The organism is Flavivirga jejuensis (genome assembly GCF_030540765.1).
Taxonomy (GTDB): Bacteria; Bacteroidota; Bacteroidia; order Flavobacteriales; family Flavobacteriaceae; genus Flavivirga; species Flavivirga jejuensis.
This window is the reverse complement of the sequence record NZ_JAUOEL010000015.1, coordinates 1-21,130: the sequence shown is the minus strand read 5'-3', so window position 1 is coordinate 21,130 and position 21,130 is coordinate 1. Positions and strand designations below refer to the sequence as shown.

General features: G+C 33.3%; 5 protein-coding genes. 3 read left to right on the top strand and 2 right to left on the bottom strand.

Going from position 1 to position 21,130, the window contains the following annotated elements:
* Positions 1 to 149: 149 nt before the first annotated feature.
* Complete coding sequence (locus Q4Q40_RS23795; protein ID WP_303304558.1) at positions 150 to 944, bottom strand: hypothetical protein; 795 nt, start codon at positions 942 to 944, stop codon at positions 150 to 152.
* A gap of 158 nt (positions 945 to 1,102) precedes the next feature.
* The gene (locus Q4Q40_RS23790; protein WP_303304557.1) at positions 1,103 to 1,801 is read right to left on the bottom strand and encodes a hypothetical protein; all 699 of its coding nucleotides are present in this window, start codon (positions 1,799 to 1,801) and stop codon (positions 1,103 to 1,105) included.
* 1,722 nt (positions 1,802 to 3,523) lie between these two features.
* Between Q4Q40_RS23790 and Q4Q40_RS23785 the strand changes: the two genes are divergently transcribed.
* From Q4Q40_RS23785 to Q4Q40_RS23775, 3 genes are all read left to right on the top strand, one after another.
* Positions 3,524 to 4,438, top strand: a complete 915-nt coding sequence (locus tag Q4Q40_RS23785; protein WP_303304556.1) for a cupin-like domain-containing protein — start codon at positions 3,524 to 3,526, stop codon at positions 4,436 to 4,438.
* 90 nt (positions 4,439 to 4,528) lie between these two features.
* Positions 4,529 to 5,917, top strand: coding sequence for an aspartate aminotransferase family protein (locus Q4Q40_RS23780; RefSeq protein WP_303304555.1), 1,389 nt, complete (start codon positions 4,529 to 4,531; stop codon positions 5,915 to 5,917).
* 18 nt (positions 5,918 to 5,935) lie between these two features.
* The coding region (locus Q4Q40_RS23775) for a non-ribosomal peptide synthetase/type I polyketide synthase (RefSeq protein ID WP_303304554.1) at positions 5,936 to 21,130 on the top strand (15,195 nt) is incomplete at its 3' end.

The window sequence follows — 21,130 nt, the reverse complement described above, 5'->3', positions numbered from 1 at the left end:
GACAGATTACATTAATAATAAGCAAACTTCAATTTGGTGAACCGCCCAGTACGAGACCCGTACGCTGGGTGGTGTGTGAGGCGCAGTGGCGACTTTAAGTCGTCACCCGTCTACACGATTAGCAAATGTTCTTTTATTAAGAGTTAAATTTATACACGTTTTCCATTTTTATCTATAAGAACTCCATGAAGAGTAAACTCTCCATACATAGAACGACCTGGAAGTACTGCTTCGGGAGGAAAGAAAGTTGTTTCTACCACAACATCAAGTAAAAAACCTTTATCGACTTCTCCTGTAACGTGTATGAATTCTCGTCCATTCGAGGTATTAGTTTTTTGTTCAACTTTTTGAATTAGTAGAAAAATTTGATTATTACCTTCAAAAAGAGGATATTCTCCAGTCTCATCTTTAACAAAATCCTTAGCTAGAAATGGAATAACACTATTATTTTCTTTAAACTTATTCCATGTCTTTTTGGTATATGAAAAATCTAATAATTGTGTGCCGCTCTTAGGAATGGCAGTCACCTTTAATTGAACAGATTTATTGAGTAAGTTTTTATAAGCATGACCAGTAGGAAGTACCACACTCATAAAAAGTTTGACATCTTCCTTTCGATGAATAGGTTCATCACTACAAGAAGCACCTATTCCATAAAAGCCACAATCGTGATTTCTTATAATCATATTTAGAAACGCAAAATAGGTTGTATTGCCTTCAAAATAAGGCTTTAACTGATTCGGCTCACCATCTTCTGAATGATATTGCCATAATTCTGCTCCAGAAGGATCAATGTAATGTAAATAATAACCTTTTTCAACTTGGACTACTTTTGCTTTTTCAGCAATTAAGTCTATAGTTTCTAGTGCGACTTCATCAAATCCAATTGGATATCCAATTCCTGCTGAGGCGTATCGCTTTTCCGTTCTGTCTCGTTCATCCATTTATTCTTCAGTTTTACTTTATAGTTTTTGCTAACGTATTTGTATATAGTTTATTACGTGTTTTAAGTGCCTGATTTAGCAAAAACAAAGTGAATAGAAAATCCGCGAGGATTTTCGTAAGTAGGCTAAATTTTAGGCATGGTGTTGTGCAACGTTTTTTATTGTTTTTCTACTTTTTTAAATTTTTGTTCAGTCAATTTTTCAAATGGTTTGTTTTTATAAAATCTATAATTTGTAATTACAGAATCTATTTGAGTTTCTATTCCTCCATTTTCTAATTCAATTTCTTCCATATCAATTCGGGTCAAGATGTAAGTTGAATCATTTACAAATTTCCCATATTGGTCATATCCCCACATTCCATCTCCACCAGTTCCTGCAACGATATTATCGCTTAATAATTTATTTTCAGAGTTGTAAATTAAATAATGTAAATCGTGACAACAACTTTCATCTCCTTCTATAATTGTTATTATTTTTTCAGATTTATCATTTTTTTGAATTGAAAAGTACTGATAGTTTACAGGATAAATATTCTCACCTTTAAGTCTTTTGTCTTGAAAATATTCAACTAACTTTTCTTTCGATGAAAACGCTTTAAGACTATCTATGATTTTCCCATAATACCAACCTCTTAAATCAAATTTATTAAGATTTGCATATTTGAAATTGCTTGGATCAATAAATAGAGAATCAGATTTTTTAGTTTCAACAACCAGTTCAGCTTTCAATTTGGTTGAATCGGTATTTATTGAGATTGCTTCTTTTTTCTCAACCTTAATTTTGTCAGATTCTTTCTTTTTCTCAACACAGCTAAAAGCCAGAAATATTAATATGTAGGTTAAAGGTTTGTTCATTGGGTAAATGTTGCACAACAATTGGATATAGCTATCATGGTAACTATATTTCCATTGGTATGAGAGGCTAAATTAGTAATTTTTTTATGCTTTTAAACTTTACTTTAAGACTAATTAATTCACTCCAACGTAACCCACAAGAATATAACAAGTTAATAATATTTAAGCAAGTTCAAGTACCAAATCGAGATAAGTTCTAAATAAAAAAAACCTCTAAATCAAATGATTTAGAGGTTTTTTAGTGACCAGGCTGGGGTCAGAACCTATAGCTCAAACACCAGTATTTATAAGTCATTTTCTAATTTTTACATGCGTTGTTGATGAATTGCGAACCTTGCTGTTATTTTATATATGTCAAATTAACTTTCGTTAGTACAACTATAATTAAATTGAAGTTTAAACTTTTGTTTTTTTAGAATTACTATGTTGTTTTTTTTGTATTAAATTTGGTGAAATTAATAGTTGCGGAGAAAGAGGAACTATCCAGAATTTATTTTTTCTAGGTTTTATTAGGGCTAAAAGCAGTCTCAAGTTTTAGTACCCCTGAATTAGTCCCTTTTTAATAATTATTTAACGATTTTGAGAGAATTTGGGAAGATGGTGGTTTAAATATATAATTACACCTAATGTTCCAATAACAGTCAATCTAAAATTGGCTGTTTCTTTAGCTTAGTTTATTAAGGACATGGATAATTTTAGGATGAACACTTGGGATAGACTACGTTCCACAATATTTTTTACCAATTCTGACATCTGTTCTAATGAGTATTCTAATTTAGGAGCTTCCTTAGTACTAAAAAATGATAAAATACATGCTTCGTGATAATCTGTTTCATTTTTAAATTCTTAGTTGGATTGAAGTATAGGATGGGATATAAGGATAACAGTAGAGCCTTTTTTAATCATAACTCAATGGCAGGTAAATGTTTTTAATGCGATATCTAGTTGAAGATTATTTATCTAAAAAAAAGCAAAAAAGACAAATGTATTTTGGTATAAAATCCTTTTAAGACAAGTTTTAATCCATACAAGGCAATTCTTTTAGAATATATTTGATCATTAATTCAATTGTTTTTCATGTGTTGATTTGTTTATACATGATTATTTTATTAGGAATTAACTCCGCGTAACTGAGGATAGCGAAGCTATTTTTATTTTTTAATACATGACAAAAATATAACACATTGTTAGTTATTGAACTAATTATGGAAAAAACTTAATTAAGCATTGGTTTTTATTATGTTTAGATGAATAATTCGATCTGTTTTTCTAATGAATTTTGTTTATTAGTCTGTGTTTATTGAGTGGTAGGAACATTCAATTTAGAGAAATCCGTAAGACACATTCAAAATTGTAAGTTGAATCAAGCCTTTGTCGTGGCAAGCTAATCTCGCTTTTTTAGCGAGATCTAGGTTTAATACCTCGATCCTGGGGCGATTTCTATTATTGTGTTCAGAGTTTACCCTGAGGTTTAATACCTTTTATTCTTCCTGGATTATTTACTAAACAACCAAAAGTCAACTTCAACTATTTAATAGATTTTGATTGGTGATCAATTTTGAAATAGGCAGTATTCAGACGCATAAAGTATCAAGAAAAGTAAAATAGATATCGGTGGGATGGATGGTGTGAACTCTACTATATATAGAAGGTGTGTTTTTTTCTTATCATCAAGTATAATTAAAATTTTACCCTACATAAATCATTAATTTAATAATTAAAATGAATCAGCTTAAATTTATTGACCAATTGAAATCTTCAGAACAAGTTACAGTTGTAGATAACATTACAAGAAATGAGTTTTATGAAAATTTTGTAAATAAAGGAAAACCTGTAGTAATAAAAGGAATGACTTCTAATTGGAAGGCTTTAGAATGGAATATAGAATATTTTAAATCTAGGGAAAGAGGTGTGAAAATACCTATAAAAAAAGCAAAAGTAGAAGACGGAACACAAGATCGAATGATTTTGAGTGACTATTTAGAACTTCTGATGAGATATGAAGAGGACTTAAAAAAAGGTTTAACTCCTGATAAGTTAGGATACCTTCATGATTTACCATTCTTTTTTATATTCCCTGAATATCAAAAGGATATAGAGCCTTTTGATGTGAGTCTATTGCCGAAGTGGTATAGGGCAAAGTGGCAGGATTATATACAGTTTTTTATTGGAGCGACAGGAAGTCTCACTCCATTACATTTTGATACGTTATTAACTAATAACTTATTTTTTCAAATTGTAGGCAAAAAGAAGTTTATTCTAATAGATGGAAATCAAAAAGAACTCTGTTATTTAAAAGGGTGGAGATGGGCTAGGTTTGATCCAAATAATCCCGATTATAAAATATTCCCTAAGGCCATAGAGGTGCGTAAAAAAGAAGTTATTATAGGGCCAGGAGATATTTTATATATGCCACCAGGGATGTTACATCAAGTTCATGGACTCAGCGAATCTATTTCGTTTAATATAGATTGGCATACCCCTAAAAGTGCTAGACAAGGAGTTGCAGCTATAGTAAAAGGGGCACCATTAAAAAATATCTATTATAATACATTAGTTTATTTAGGACTATCACTCAATATTCCTGCCAAGCATATTTTTCCATTTTATAAATCATATCTGAATTATATCAGTTGATTATCCATAAAAATTGTTTTCCGTAATAGCAAAAAACTTTTTAAAGCATAAATATTTTCGTACATCATTTAAAATTTGTAATCATTTATTATGAAATCACTTAAAAAATATCATTTATCAGAAACCGTTAGAATTGTTTCATCCTCAATACCAGGAGAGAAATCAAAAAAACTATTAGAATTACAAAAAAATATTGAAGGTAGTGTTGTCTCATACCCTAGGAGTATGCCTATTGCTATAAAACAAGCAAAAGGCAGTATTATAGAAGATGTAGACGGAAATCAATTTATTGATTTTTTTGGAGGATGTGGAGTGTTAAATGTAGGTCACGGGAATGAATATGTTTTAGAATATGTAAAAGAGCAACAAAGAAAATTGATTCATGCATTAGACTTTCCTACAGAGAATAAACTAGCATTGATTCAAAAAATACTAAATAAATTACCAGAACATATTCAGGATGATTATAAAGTTACTTTCGGTGGTCCTACGGGGTCTGATGCTGTAGAAGCAGCAATTAAATTAGCAAAAATTAAAACGGGAAGAGACGGTATAATTGCTTTTTCTGGTGGATACCATGGTATGACCTCTGGTGCATTGGCAGTAACTTCGGATACCTTTTTTAGAAACAATTTAACCTCCCTAATGCCAAATGTACACTTTGCTCCTTATAATTATCCATATCGCAATGAGTCTAATAGCTATGACCAGTTAAATGCAATAGATTATTTTAAAAATATGTTTACTAATGGTCACTCAGGAATATTAAAGCCAGCAGCAATTATTGTAGAACCTATTCAGGGAGAAGGAGGTAATATAATACCTGAGGATGGATATTTGGAAGAATTGGTTAGAGTTGCTCATGAAAATGATGTATTAGTCATATTTGATGAAATTCAATGTGGTTTTTTTAGAACAGGAAGTTTTCTAGAATTTATGAATACAAAAGCAATACCCGATATTATTACATTTTCTAAAGGATTTGGAGGTATTGGATTCCCGATTTCTGGATTAATTTATAAAAAAGAAATAGAAGCATGGGGGGCAGCTGCTCATATAGGCACATTTAGAGGGAATCAAGTGAGCATAGCTGCTGCTCGTGGAGCTTTTGATTTTATCGAAGAATATAATATAGAAGAATACACTAAATCTATTGGGGTCTATTTAGTAGAAAAACTAAAAGAATTGCAAACTGAAAATCCATTTATAGGAGAAGTACGTGGCAGGGGCATGATGATAGGAGTGGAGTTTGTTAAGGATAGAACTACAAAAGAACCATTTCCTGAATTTATTAAAAAATTTAGATATGAATGCTTCCAAAGAGGATTGTTATTCGAGGTTGGTGGTCACTATAACAATGTATTACGACTTGTACCTCCTTTAATTACTACCCATGCTATTGTTGATGCAGCTATGGAAATCATGATAGCATCTATAAAAGTTTGTATGAATCAGTTTTTAGAACCAACTTTTGCATAAAGTAAAAAACGAATAAGAATGTCTATAATAAACCCAATTGTTTCAGAAGATCTTATTTCTAGAAAAACTTTAATTTCAGTATTTAATGACCATATCATTCAAACTTCAAATAAGCTTGTTTTTAGGTTTTTAGAAAATGGAGAAGAAGAAAACGATTCCAGAACTTATCAAGATTTACACGATAATGCAACACGTATTGCATCACATATTTTAGAAAAAGTAACCCCAGGAGAACGAGTATTATTGTTATACCCTTCAGGATTAGATTTTATAGATGCTTTTTTAGGCTGTTTATTAGCGGGTGTAATCGCTGTTCCTGCTTTTCCACCACAAGGAAAACGAAGAATAAGTAGATTAGAGAATGTTGTAGCAGATTGTAAAGCTACTCTTATATTGACCACAGAAAAAATCCATGTCAAAAGTGTTAAGTGGTTTGATAATGAGGTTTTTAGTGATTTGGATTGGCTTCAAACCGATATGTTAAGCCATTGTATGGGTAAAGATTTCCCGGTTATTTTGCCACAAGACACCGCATTTTTGCAATATACTTCAGGGTCTACAGGAGATCCAAAAGGAGTTATGGTTAGGCATTCTAATATTGTACATAACAATAAACTGATAAAAAACTGTTTTCATCATAACCCTGAAACAATAGGAGTTAGTTGGTTACCGATTTATCATGATATGGGATTGATAGGAAATATTCTTCAAGCCTTATATGTAGGGTTCGAAATGATAATCATGCCGCCAACCGCTTTTATTCAAAAACCTATCCGATGGTTAAAAACGATTTCAAATTATAAGGCTACTTATAGTGGAGGACCTAATTTTGCTTATGACTTGTGTGTTCATCAAATTAAAGAAGAGGATTTTATAGGATTGGATTTAAGTAGTTGGCAAGTAGCTTATAACGGTTCAGAACCAATTAGACCAGAAACGATAGATAGTTTTGTTACTAATTTCAGTTCTGTTGGATTTAAGAAAACCTATTTGGCTCCTTGCTATGGGATGGCAGAAACTACATTGGTAGTCAGTTCTTGCGCATTTAATTCAATACCCAAAACCTTATTATTAGATAAAGAAGATTTTCGTTTAGGAAAAGTAAAGCTTTCTGAAAAAGAAAATACCATATCTAATACTATGAAGTTTATGGGGAATGGCCCAGTTTTAGAAGACCTAAAAATAAAGATTGTAAATCCAGATACTTACAGGGTATGTGAGAAAAATGAAATAGGAGAAATTTGGATTAGTGGAGATAGTGTTACACAAGGATATTGGGGAAGAGAAGAGCTAACTATAGATGTCTTTAGGGCACAGATTCATTATGCAAATGGAAGAGTAAATAAAAAGGAAGGGTATTATTTACGAACTGGAGATATGGGGTTTATACAAAATAAGGAACTCTATATAACGGGGCGTTTAAAAGAGATGATGATTATTAACGGGGTTAATTACTTTCCACAGGACTTAGAACGAACGATCCAAGATTCACATATAGACCTACAAATAAATGCGGGATCGGCATTTACTATTTTGATCAAGGATAAGCAAGAATTAATAGTTGTCCAAGAAATTAAGCGTACTAGTATTAGAAATTATGATTTTGAAACGATTAAAAAGGATATTATTGAAAGCGTGTTTGAAGTCCATGGGCTACCAGTGTACGCTATTGTATTAGTACGTCCAGGGCGAATACCTAAAACGTCTAGTGGTAAAATACAGCGCTTAATAGCAAAGTCGTCTTATGAGGCAGATACGTTTGAAGGAGTTTTGGAAGCTTGGAATATGGGAATGCACTTGGAGAAAAATGAAAAAGAAAGCTTCCAAATAAAGAAATCATATCAAAAGACAATTAAGAATAAAGAACTTATAAAATGGTTAAAAAAGACCATAAGTGATGAGTTACAAATCAAACATTCAGCAGTAAATCTAGATAAGTCTTTTGCGGTTTTGGGGATGACTTCCTTGCAAAGCATTCGGTTATCAGGTTTATTATCAGAGTATTTGAGTCAAGAAATCTCACCAACAATACTTTATAGTTATTCTAATATAATTGATTTAGTATCGTACATATCAAAAGAAAATAATGATATAGAAGTAGCAAGAGAGCCATCGATAACTTTGCAAGAAAAAGAGCCTATTGCTATAATAAGTATGGCTGGTAGGTTTCCTGGAGCAAGGGATATTGAAACCTTTTGGAAAAATTTGAAATCAGGTGAAGATTCTATAACAGAAGTCCCATTTAATCGATGGAACGTGGATGACTTTTACTCCGATAAAGAAGATATTGATGGATTTCATATGACAACCCGATGGGGTGGTTTTTTAGATAAAATTGATGAATTTGATGCTTCCTTTTTTGATATCTCTCCAAGAGAAGCTAAATTGATGGATCCGCAGCAACGTATACTCTTAGAATTAAGTCATGAATTACTAGAAAGAGCAGGATATCCTTATAAACAAATAAAAGGGACTAAAACAGGTGTTTATATAGGAGTTATTCAAAGTGATTATGGTTTTCTGGTAAAAGATTTAGGTAAGGATGTGTATTCTGGAACAGGAACAGCACTTAGTATATCAGCCAATAGATTATCTTATTATTATGATCTGAAGGGCCCTAGTATGTCTGTGGATACAGCCTGTTCTTCTTCATTAGTTAGCATACATTCAGCAGTAAAGGATATTCGAAGTGGAGAATGTACTATGGCAATTGCGGGAGGAGTAAACCTAATAATAAGCCCAGACACTACTGTTGCCTTGTCCAAATCTAATATGATGGCTACAGATGGTCGTTGTAAAACCTTTGATAACTCGGCAAATGGTTATGTGAGAAGCGAAGGGTGTGGATTAGTACTGCTAAAACCATTGTCTAAAGCTCAAGAAGATGGAAATCAGATATTAGCTGTAATAAAAGGCTCTGCTATTAATCAGGATGGACGAAGTAATGGGTTAACAGCACCTAATGGGGCAGCACAACAAGAGGTTATTCAATCCGCATTGCAATCTGCGAACTTAGAACCAACGGATGTGGACTATGTAGAAGCCCATGGAACAGGTACATCTCTTGGTGATCCCATAGAGATTAATGCGCTTCATGCAATATATGGGAAAGATAGAAAAGTAACGAAACCCTTAATAGTAGGCTCTGTAAAAGCTAATATAGGTCATTTAGAATCTGCAGCAGGAGTGGCTGGTTTAATCAAAGCAGTATTGTGTCTTCATTATAATCAAATCCCAAAGCAACTGCATTATCATAAGCCAAACACATACATCAATTGGAAAAAAAATAATATTAAGATCCCTGAGAGTTTATTAAGTTGGAATTATAAAGAAAATGGTTTACGAAGAGCAGGAGTAAGTTCTTTTGGATTCGGAGGGGCGAATGCCCATGTGATTTTAGAAGAAGCTCCACAGGTAATAAAAGAACAATCAGAAGATAGCGTGCTAATAAGACCTATAAGTATTGTTACGCTATCAGGAAAAGGAGAAAAAGCATTACAAGACCAAGCAACGAATATACTGAGTTATATAAAAAGTAATCCAGAGATTACATTACAGGATGTGTCTTATAGTTTGGCCGTTACTAGAAGCCATTTTGAAAATCGACTAGGCATTGTTTGTGAGAATAAACAAGAATTGATAAAAAAACTGGAGCATCATACTATTGAGCCTGTTTCTAAGAAAAAGCAACCATTGAAAACAGCTTTTTTATTTACAGGACAAGGCTCGCAATATGTGGGTATGGGACAATCTTTATATGATACTGAACCAGTATTTAAAGAAGTTCTTGATAAATGTGCCACATTATTAGAGGAACATTTAGAGGAAAATTTGATTACTATTTTATTTGCAAAAGAAGGAAGTGAACAAGCAAAACTTCTAGATCAAACAATATATACCCAGCCAGCTTTATTTTCTTTAGGTTACTCATTGTATCAATTGTGGAATCATTGGGGAGTACTGGCAGATGTATTATCAGGGCATAGTGTAGGAGAATATATTGCTGCTTGTGCAGCAGGAGTTTTTTCATTAGAAGAAGGTCTGAAATTAATAGCAGCAAGAGGTCGTCTTATGCAAGGGATATCTGAAGTAGGGGCTATGATTTCTGTTCAATGTGACGCAAAAAAAGCAGTTGAATTGATAAAGGAATTTACAGATGAGGTTAGCATCGCTGCAATGAATACGCCTAATCAAACAGTATTGTCTGGGAAAAATGAAACTATTGAGATATTATGTAATCAATTAGCTTCTGAAAATGTAAAATTTAAACATTTAAAAGTCTCACATGCTTTTCATTCTCCATTAATGAAACCCATGCTGTCAGATTTTATGGCCATAGCAAAAACGATTAATTATCAACCGTCAAAGTGTGCATTAATAAGTAATGTAACAGGAGAATTAGCCAATGACGAAATCTGTACAGCACAATATTGGGTGGATCATATAATCGCTCCGGTAGATTTTTTAAAGGGAATGGCGTCGATAGAGAAACTAGAAACCGATGTATATATAGAAATAGGGGCACAACCTATTTTAATCACTATGGGGAGTCATTGTGTATCAGATGTTAATGATGCGATCTGGTTAGCTTCTGTTAGAAAAGATAAAGATGAGAAGTTGCAAATATTAGAAAGCCTAAGTGAATGGTATACTGCAGGAGGACATGTAGATTGGAAATCATTTTATTATAATCACCATGTTACCAAAGTAGATTGTCCAACATATGCATTCCAAAGAAAGAGGTTTTGGATAGAAGGTACAAGTGTTACTCTGCCTAAAGAGTCAACCTCAATAATAGATTCCTCAAATACAAATGATCAAAACTTAACAGCAACCATGATTTTTAAGGATATAGAAAATTACTTAAAGAAAACGATTTCAGCTACACTTCATCTGGATATTGAGGAAATAGCATTAGATAGACCATTATTGAATTATGGGGCAGATTCATTTTCTTTATTAGAAATTACAAAAAAAATACAGAAAGCGTATAAAATAAAACTTCCAATCCGGAAAATGTTTGAAGATTTAACGGATTTAGAGGCTATCATAAAATATATCATTGAGCAGACGGATGAGGTAGAATATAAGGAGAAAAAGAGCAGTAATACTATAAGTGTATCAGAGACTTCTAATATTAAGAACGTATCAGGAATTGCTGCTACGACACCTTTATCTGAGGTCTCTAATATTGTTGATGCCTCTTCTAGTGTGCCACCTAATAAGAAATCGAATCTAAATGATGAAACTTTACGTGTTTTACAAGATCAATTTACAGAGCAAAATCAGTTGCTTACAAAACAGTTTTTAGAACAAAATAAGATCATTGCACAGTACATAAATAAGACTCAAGATAGTTCTTCGATTATAAATACAGATACTCCAGCTACCATACCAAAAAACAGACCTGTTTTTGATTCCACTATTAACAGAATAACTAAGGATTCTAAGTCAAAAAAGGAAGTTAGTTTGCCAGGAGCGATAGGGGGTAAAGATTTTTTTTTTCAAAAACCCCCTAAAAACCAAGAAGATCAACTACCTGAATTAATCCAAAAGTATACTGATCAAACACAAAAATCAAAATCTTATACAGCTAAATACAGAAAAGTCTTGGCAGATTATTTTTTAGCTAAAGGTTTTAAGATGTCAACTAAGGAGATGGAATATCCTATTGTAGGTGACCATGCTTCTGGTTCGGGTTTTACAGATATTGATGGTAATAGATATATAGATATCACAATGGGATATGGGTCATGTATATTTGGACACCAACCAGATTTTATTATTGAAGCCATAGAAACACAGTTGCATAAAGGGATTACAGTTGGTCCATTAGCTAAATTATCAGGAGAAGTAGCGACACTTATTTCGGAGTTAACAGGTATGGATCGGGTGGCTTTTGCAAATACAGGAACAGAGGCTATTTCTTTTGCAATGCGATTAGCACGCGCAGAAACAGGTAAAAATAAAATAGTTATTTTTTCAGGTTCTTATCATGGACATATCGAAACAGTGTTAGGGATGCAGGGAGATCATGGCGTTGAACCTATGGTGCCAGGGGTGACTAAAAATATGGTAAAAGATCTTATAGTATTAGGGTATAATGATACAGATATATTAGACCAAATACGAGCTAATGCAGATGATTTGGCAGGTATTATGGTGGAACCTGTACGAAGTAGATTTCCGGATTTTCAACCTGTAGAATTGTTAAAACAATTAAAAGCATTGAGCGAGGAATTGGATGTGCCCTTGATTTTTGATGAGATGGTTACAGGTTTTAGAATAATGCCAGGAGGAGCACAGGAATATTTTGGGGTTAAAGCGGATATTGCTACTTATGGCAAAATTGCAGGAGGAGGTATGCCATTAGGTATTATAGCGGGCTCTAGTAGATATCTTGATATTGTAGATGGAGGAAACTGGGAGTATGGAGACGATTCTTATCCTGAAACGTCTAAAACATTAGTAGCAGGAACTTTTTCACGCCATCCATTAACTATGGCAGCATCAAGAGCTGTATTAACTCGTATAAAGGAAATAGGCAAACAGGCGTATATCGATCTTAATCAAAAAACAGACGATTTAATGAAACGCTTGAATATATATTTTAAGCAGGAATCATTGCCAATAGAGGTTGTTAATTTTGGTTCTTTATTTCGTTTTAAATTCAAAGGAAATTTTGATTTATTATTATTTCACCTTATTCAAAGAAGTATTTTTGCATGGGCACCAAATAATCTTTTTTTAACATTTGCTCATACAGATGATGATATTGAAGCTATTTATAAAGGCATATGTGAGAGTGTTAATATAGTTCATAAATCTAACGGTAGTAAAAAAATATTACCCAATTCTGTTGCAACAGGAGTGACCAAATCAAATTCAACATTAGCACAACAACAATTATTTTTATTGGATCAAATTAATGTTGAAAAATCCTTAGCATATATTATCTCCCTTAGTTTGAATATGCAAGGAAATATTGATTATTCGGTATTAAAAAATGTTTTAGATAAACTATTAAGAACTCATCAGATTTTATGGAGTGTATTTTCTGAAGATGGTAAACAATTGATATATAATGAATCCATTTTTATTCCTATCAAAGAAATTGATTTATCAGCATTTTCCAAGGATATAAAAGAGGAAAAATATAGAGAGCTAATTCATAAGGGGTTAGAGACTCCTTTTTCTTTTACAAAAGGCCCATTAATTAGATTGAATTTAATAAAGTTTTCTCATGATGAATATGTTTTACATCTATCAATGCACCATATCATTGCAGATGGTTGGTCTTGCGCTTTGTTTTTGCACACACTAGCAGAGAATTATAATGCTATTATCAATGAAAAGACTATTCCTGAGCATTCAGAAACACAATTTCCTGCATATATAACTTGGTTAGATCAGCAACGACAAAGCGATGTCTGGCAAGATCATGAACAGTATTTTATACAAAAATTTTCAAATACTTCTTTTCGGATTGATTTACCTTTTGATACGACATTGTCAGGAGATGATACTACAAGTAGTTCAGCGATAATTCGTATTCCGAGAGGAGAAGTTACAGTATTAAAGCAGTGGAGTGGTCAACAAGGATTGACACTTTTTATGACGTTTTTGTCAGCTTTTGAACTTTTGTTATTTAGATTATGCCAGCACGAAGAAATGGTGATTGGAGTTCCTGTAGGGGGGCGTTCTATGCCAGATCTAGATAAGAGCATAGGTTACTTTGCTCATATCATTCCTTTAGCATCTCGTTATGATCCTAGTCAATCGATATCCGATTACCTTAGTATTTTAAAACAAAGATTGTTTGATGCCTACGATCATCAAGAATATCCTTATGCTGATTTTATAAACTTGCTTCAAAAAGAAACAAAAATAAAACCAGAAGAATTTATCAATGTATTATTCAATTTTGATGTTACTATAGATGATATTGAAATGGAAGGTATGCAGTTACAATTAGAAGAGCATAAACCACTGTATAATGCTTTTGATATTGCTTTTAATGTTGTAGAAAACTCAGAAGGATTAATTGTAAGTTTAAACCATCGTCAATCTGCATTAAGCAACGCCACAGCAAAAGAGTTTTTAGATTGTTTTAAGCACGTACTTTCTCAAATAATAAGTAACCCTGCATTATTATTACCAGATATAGAGGTGGTTTCAAATCTTCAAAAACAAGAAATATTATATGATTTCAATAACACTAAGGAGGACTATCCAGAAGATAAGACGATTGTAGATTTGTTTCAAGAACAGGTTAAAAAGACTCCAAATGATGTCGCTGTAGTATTTGAAGAAGAAACGTTAACGTACAGAATGTTAGATAAACGCTCTAATCAGTTGGCTAGATACCTACTAAAACGAGGTGTTAAGGAGGAAGACTTAGTGGGGATTTGTATTGATCGTTCTTTGGAGATGATTATCGGTGTTTTGGGAATACTGAAAGCTGGCGGAGGCTATGTCCCTATAGATCCAGATTATCCATTGGATCGTATCGATTATATGATGGAAGATGCTGGAATTAGTTTGCTAATCAGTAGCGATAATAGAGGTTCTGTTTTTGACGATAAAAAAGGACTAAGTACGATTTTATTAGATCGAGATTGGGATATTATAGGTAAGGAGTCTGCTAGAAAAATGAAAAGATTATCACAGCCAGAAGGATTGGCTTATGTGATTTATACTTCAGGCAGTACGGGGAGGCCAAAGGGAGTAATGAATGAACATAGAGGGGTTGTTAACCGATTATTATGGACACAATCTCATTATCAACTTACAGCAGAGGATATAATTCTTCAAAAGACTTCATTTTGTTTTGATGTATCTGTATGGGAGTTATTATGGTCAATTACCTGTGGTTCTAAATTAGTATTAGCAAAACCAGAAGGACATAAAGATCCACGTTACTTAAAGGCTCTGATAGAATCACAAAAGATTACTACAATTCATTTTGTTCCTTCTATGTTAAGTGCTTTCTTAAGTGAGATAAATTTAGGTGAGTGTAATTCTCTACAGAGGGTTTTGTGCAGCGGGGAAGCTTTACGTACTGATCATGTGGCTTTATTTAAGGAAAAATTCAAAAATGTACGGTTAGATAATTTATATGGACCTACAGAAGCTGCAATTGATGTTAGTTCATGGCAAGTTCCTTTAGAAGAATCTTTGTCTAGTGTTTTAATTGGGAAACCAGTAACTAATACGAATCTTTATGTCTTAGATAAGCAAAAACAGATCTTGCCAATAGGAGTTACTGGAGAGTTGTGTATTGGAGGTGTTCAGGTAGCCCGTGGCTATTTGAATAGAGAAGAATTAACAAAAGAAAAATTTATTACAGACCCTTTTAGAGAAGGGGAGCGTATTTACAAAACAGGTGATTTAGTAAGATGGTTGCCTGATGGGAATATAGAATATATTGGTAGGAAAGATGATCAAGTTAAGATTAGAGGTTATCGCGTAGAACTAGGAGAGATCGAAAGTGTTTTATCATTATTAAAAGGTATTAAGAACTGTTGTGTTTTAGCCAAGGATGATATTGATGGTAATAAATGTCTGGTGAGCTATGTTGTTGTTGAAGATGATTTTGATAAACAAAGAATCCAAAAAGAATTACAAGAACAGTTACCAGAGTATATGGTTCCGCAATTGTGGATTGAGTTAACATCAATGCCACTAACCAGTAATGGTAAGTTAAATAGAAAGGCTTTGCCAGAACCAGATGGTTCTCAGTTATCGAAGCAAGAATATGTTGAACCACGAGATGAAATAGAAGCACAACTGGTTGATATATGGAAAGCGTTATTAGGTATTGAAAAAATAGGAGTATATGATAATTTCTTCGAATTAGGGGGGCATTCATTGTTAGCCACCCGTTTGGTGTCTATGATTCGCAATAAATTGGCGATAGAAATAACTATAAAGAGTGTATTTGAACATGTTACAATATCAGAATTAGGAGTTCATATCTCTAAAACCTCCAAAGGATCACTAGTACCTCTCATTGATGCCGCAGATAGACCTTCACATATTCCATTGTCGTTTAGTCAAGAACGATTATGGTTTATAGATCAGTTACAAGGTAGTACCTCCTATCACATGGCAGGAGGGTTACGTTTACAAGGTATTCTAGATATGAAACGGTTAGAGAGTTCTTTGCGAGCAATTGTTGATCGACATGAGATCTTACGTACAACGATTCGTTCAGAAGATGGTGTGGGGTATCAACACGTAAAGAGTACGGAAGATTGGTCATTAAAAGAAGTTACGGTTTTGGATCAAGCAGATTTAGAAAATAACTTAGCTTTATATGTAGACATTCCTTTTGATTTATCATTGGATTATATGTTCAGAGCGTGCGTATATAATTTAGGGTCAGAAGAGTATGTGTTAGCCGTTGTTTTCCATCATATAGCTAGTGATGGCTGGTCTATTCCTATCTTTATTAAAGAATTTTCGGAACTATATAATTGCGCATCAACAGATTGGACTACGATACTTCCTGAGTTGCCTTTACAATATGCAGATTATGCGGTTTGGCAGCACGAATATATAGAAGGAGCGGTTTTAAAAAATCAACTATCCTATTGGGAAAATACGTTGAAGGGAGTTTTGCCTTTGTCTTTACCAACAGATTATGTACGTCCTTCTACCCAGAGTAATGAAGGGGCGAGCATTTCCTTGTTTTTAGATGAAGAGTTAAGTACGGCTCTTAAGAAGATCTCCCAAGAAGAAGGGGTTACCTTGTTCATGCTGTTGTTGTCTGCTTTTAAAGTATTATTGTCACGTTATAGTGGTCAATCTGATATTTGTGTTGGTACTTCTATAGCCAATCGTACCCAGTCTGAATTAGAGGGAATGATAGGTTTTTTTGTAAATACCTTGGCATTGCGCAATAATATAGATGAAGATTCTACTTTTAGAGAAATATTATCTCAAATAAAGGCAACAACTTTATCTGCATATGATAATCAGCTGACTCCTTTTGAGAAAGTAGTTGATCGTGTTATTACTACTCGAGATATGAGTATTTCTCCATTATTTCAGGTAATGTTTGATTTCCAGAATGATTCAGAACTTAAGAATACAATATTAGAAGGATTAAATGTATCTACTTACGAGTATAAAGAAAAGACTTCGCAATTTGATTTAAATTTGACAGTAATAGAAAATGAATCTATTCTTTCTCTATGTATGGGGTATTGTACTGCTCTATTTCAGGAAACTACAGTTCGAGGCATGTTAATGCATTTTCAGGAGCTGTTAAGAAGTATCGTTATCGATGTTTCTCAAGAGATCAAAGATATGTCAATGTTACCAAAAATAGAGAAGGATTTAATACTCGGTAGAATAAGTACATCAGAAGGAATTTACTTTAACCCTAAAAGTGTTGATTTAGAGAATAATGTTCCTATAAATGTTCGTTTTGAATCCATTGCTGTTTCGAACAGTTCCTCTATAGCTGTAATTCATAATGAGGTATCATGGGATTATGAACAATTGAATAGGTACTCCAATCAAATAGCACATACTCTATTAGAAATAGGAATTATTGAAGAACGCTGTATAGGGGTTTATTTAGAACGTAGCGCTGAGTTTGTGGGATGCATGTTAGGAATAGTAAAATCTGGTGGAGTGTATACTCCTTTGGATACTCAGAATCCCTCTTCTAGAATTAAGAAAATGCTAGGTTCTAATTTTTCTACTCTTATTACTACTTCTAGTTTATTAGAAAGTTTAGGATTAGGAGGTATAGATAATATAAATATAGTATTAATAGACAAATGCTCTGTTTTATTATCGCGTAGTTCTGCCGTATTGGGACTACCAATCTATGACAGTGACTATATTCTCAATATGCCTGTTGAGAATCCTTCTAATAGAAATAGTATGGAAAGCTGGGCATATGTATTATATACTTCGGGTTCTACAGGAGAACCTAAAGGGGCTATTACATGCCATGATGGAGCGATGAATCATATTTTAGCAGAGTATAAACTATTAGACCTACCTGATGGCTTTCGTTTTTTACAAAGTGCAGGTATTGGCTCAGATATCTCAGTTTGGCAATTGTTAGGACCTTTATTAAAAGGAGGTGCTTGTGTAATTGTTGATAAGTATGAATTGTTAACATATAGTACCCTTATTGAAACCTTGCAGCGTACTAAAGTGAATGTTATAGAATTTGTACCTACTTATATGTGGGGATTATTTTCTTATATTAAAGAAAGTGAAACACCTATTAAATTAGAGAATCTCCAATGGATTATGTTGGTTGGAGAATCAATTCCAGTAGCGTTAGTTAATGGGTTAAAAACAGTATATCCAGAAGTTCGTTTGTTGAATGCTTACGGTCCTTGTGAAGCTTCTGATGATGTCGTACAATATGAGATTATAACCTGTTTACCAGTTACTCAGTTACGAGTTCCTATAGGTCGAGTTATTCCTAATATGAGCGTTGTCATTTTAGATGATTCATTAAACCTGTGTCCTATTGGAGTTATTGGCGAATTATGTGTCAGTGGAGTTGGTGTAGGTGATGGATATATAGGGTTGCCAGAGCGTACAGTAGCAAGTTTTATTGCGAATCCATTTACTGATTTATTAGGTGATACTTTATATAAAACAGGAGATTTAGGTCGCTGGTTAAGTGATGGTACAATAGAATTTATAGGGAGAGAAGATTATCAGGTTAAGGTTCGTGGACATCGCGTAGAATTAGAGGATATTGCTTCTGTATTACGAAAAGATGATGCTATAAAAGATTGCCATGTCTTAGTCTATAAAAATGATAGTGGCGAGGAATTGGTAGTGTGTTTTGTGATATTAAGTAATATTGGGCTTTTTCATGAAGCAGATGTATCTATTTCTGAAAAGTTACACAGACGATGTGTAGAGGAACTACCATCTTATATGCATCCTAATCAATATTGTATTATTGAAGAGTTTCCGTTGAATTTAAGCGATAAGGTCGATGTTAAACAGTTAATAGCCATCTTTTTGTCTGAACATACAGATGGTAACGATACTAAAAGAGATCGATATGTAGCTCCAAGGAATGAAACAGAGGAACATTTAGTAGGGATTTGGCAAAATTTATTGGGGATAAATCAAATAGGAATAGATGATAATTTTTTTGAATTAGGAGGACATTCATTATTAGTGGTTCAATTGATTGCACAAATACAAAAAATAGATTTCCAAATAAGTGTGAAAGATATTTTTGAAAACCCAACAATAAGAGAATTAGCCTTGGAATTATCTGTTTTATCTCCTGTGTACCAGGTTCCGGATAATTATATAGATGTTGATTGTAAATATATTACACCTGATATGTTGCCTTTGGTAGATTTTAATCAAAGTGATTTGGATATAATTATGGATGATGCTCTTGGAGGCGTTACTAATATTCAAGATATATATCCATTGTCTCCTTTGCAAGAAGGAATGTATTTTCATCATTTGATGAGTGATCAAAATAGCGGTGACCCTTATGTGATAACTAATTTGCTGTCATTTAGTGATTTGTCTAAAAGAAGGCAGTTTATAGAAACATTTAATCATATTATAGGACGTCATGATGTGCTGCGTAGTTGTATTCTAAGTGAAGGGCTCCCCCAGCCAATTCAGGTAGTTTTAAGAGCGGTTACACTTAGTGTAGAGGAATTATCATTTCCTACTTCAAGCGATATCTTAGAGGAATTAGAATTGATGTTGAATAAAGGGAAACATTGGATGGAACTTTCTGAAGCTCCTTTACTTCAAATACAGACTGTCGATGATAGAGAAACAGACTGTTATTATTTATTATTGAAGTACCATCATGTAATGATAGATCATGTTGGTTTAGAGAAAATAATAGAAGAGATTACAATGTATTTGTCGGGGGATGCAATTCATCTTCCTGAACCCGTTTTGTATAGAAATTTCATAGCTCATGTACTTTATCAGAAAGCGACCAATACTAGTGAGGAATATTTCCGTTCGCGATTAACTGATATATTAGAACCTACGCTCCCTTTTGGTTTAGCAAATACACTTGGAGATGGCTCTAATATTAAAGAATCAAGCATTGTTTTATCTTCTGATTTATCTAATCAGATTCGCAATGTGTCTCGTAGTTTACAGATGACTCCAGCAGCGATCTTTCATGCAGTTTGGGGGTTTGTTATTAGTAGATGTAGTAATAAAGAATATGCAGTTTTTGGGACATTGTTTTCTGGTCGCTTACAAGGTTCATTAGGAGCAGATCAGTCTTTGGGGGTGTTTATTAATACGTTACCAATAGTATTGCATATAGATGGTAGTGTCAAAGAATATTTAAAGCAAGTAGATGAAGAATTATTAGGATTATTGCCTTATGAGCAAACACCATTATCTTATATTCAGAATTGGAGCGGTATTCCTAATGATACGCCTTTATTTAGTACATTATTAAATTACCGCCATTCATCACCTTTAGTAGATGATTTAGATCCAGTCATAGGAGCTACTGTTGTTGGAGCTAAAGAACGTACTAATTATCCATTTGAATTGAGTGTAGATGATCTTGGATCGGACTTTGGCTTAACAGCTCATGTTGATAATCGTATTGACGCTATTCGTATAATTTCTTTTGTAGAGAGTACTTTGATTCAATTTATTGATGGTCTTAATAGTAATAAAGATATTGATGTGAGTAGTTTAAGTATTGTTTCTGAAGAAGAACATCAATTACTAAGAGGTTTCAATGATACAAGTGTAAGCTATCCATTAGAAAAAACAGTGGTTGATTTGTTTGAAGAGCAGGTCTTGAAAAGCCCAGAATCTATAGCCTTATTATTTGAGGGAGAAGAACTAAGTTATAAAGAATTGGATGATCGATCCAATCAATTGGCACATTATTTAGTATCAGAAGGCGTTAATGTTGATGATTTGGTAGGAATTTGTTTAGACCGTTCCATAGCTATGGTTGTAGGTATTTTGGGTATTTTAAAGAGTGGAGGGGCGTATGTTCCAATGAAGCCAGATTACCCAGCTTCTCGTATTTCACATATAATTTCAGATGGAGATATCCGTCTAGTCGTTACCGATGAATTGAGCAGAAGTGTTTTAGAGGGCTTACCAGGTATTACTACCATCATTTTAGATGGATCAACCCCAGCGTATTTGAGTTCCCCTTCGAGACGATTAGATGTTAGATGTACTCCAGCTTCACTAAGTTAT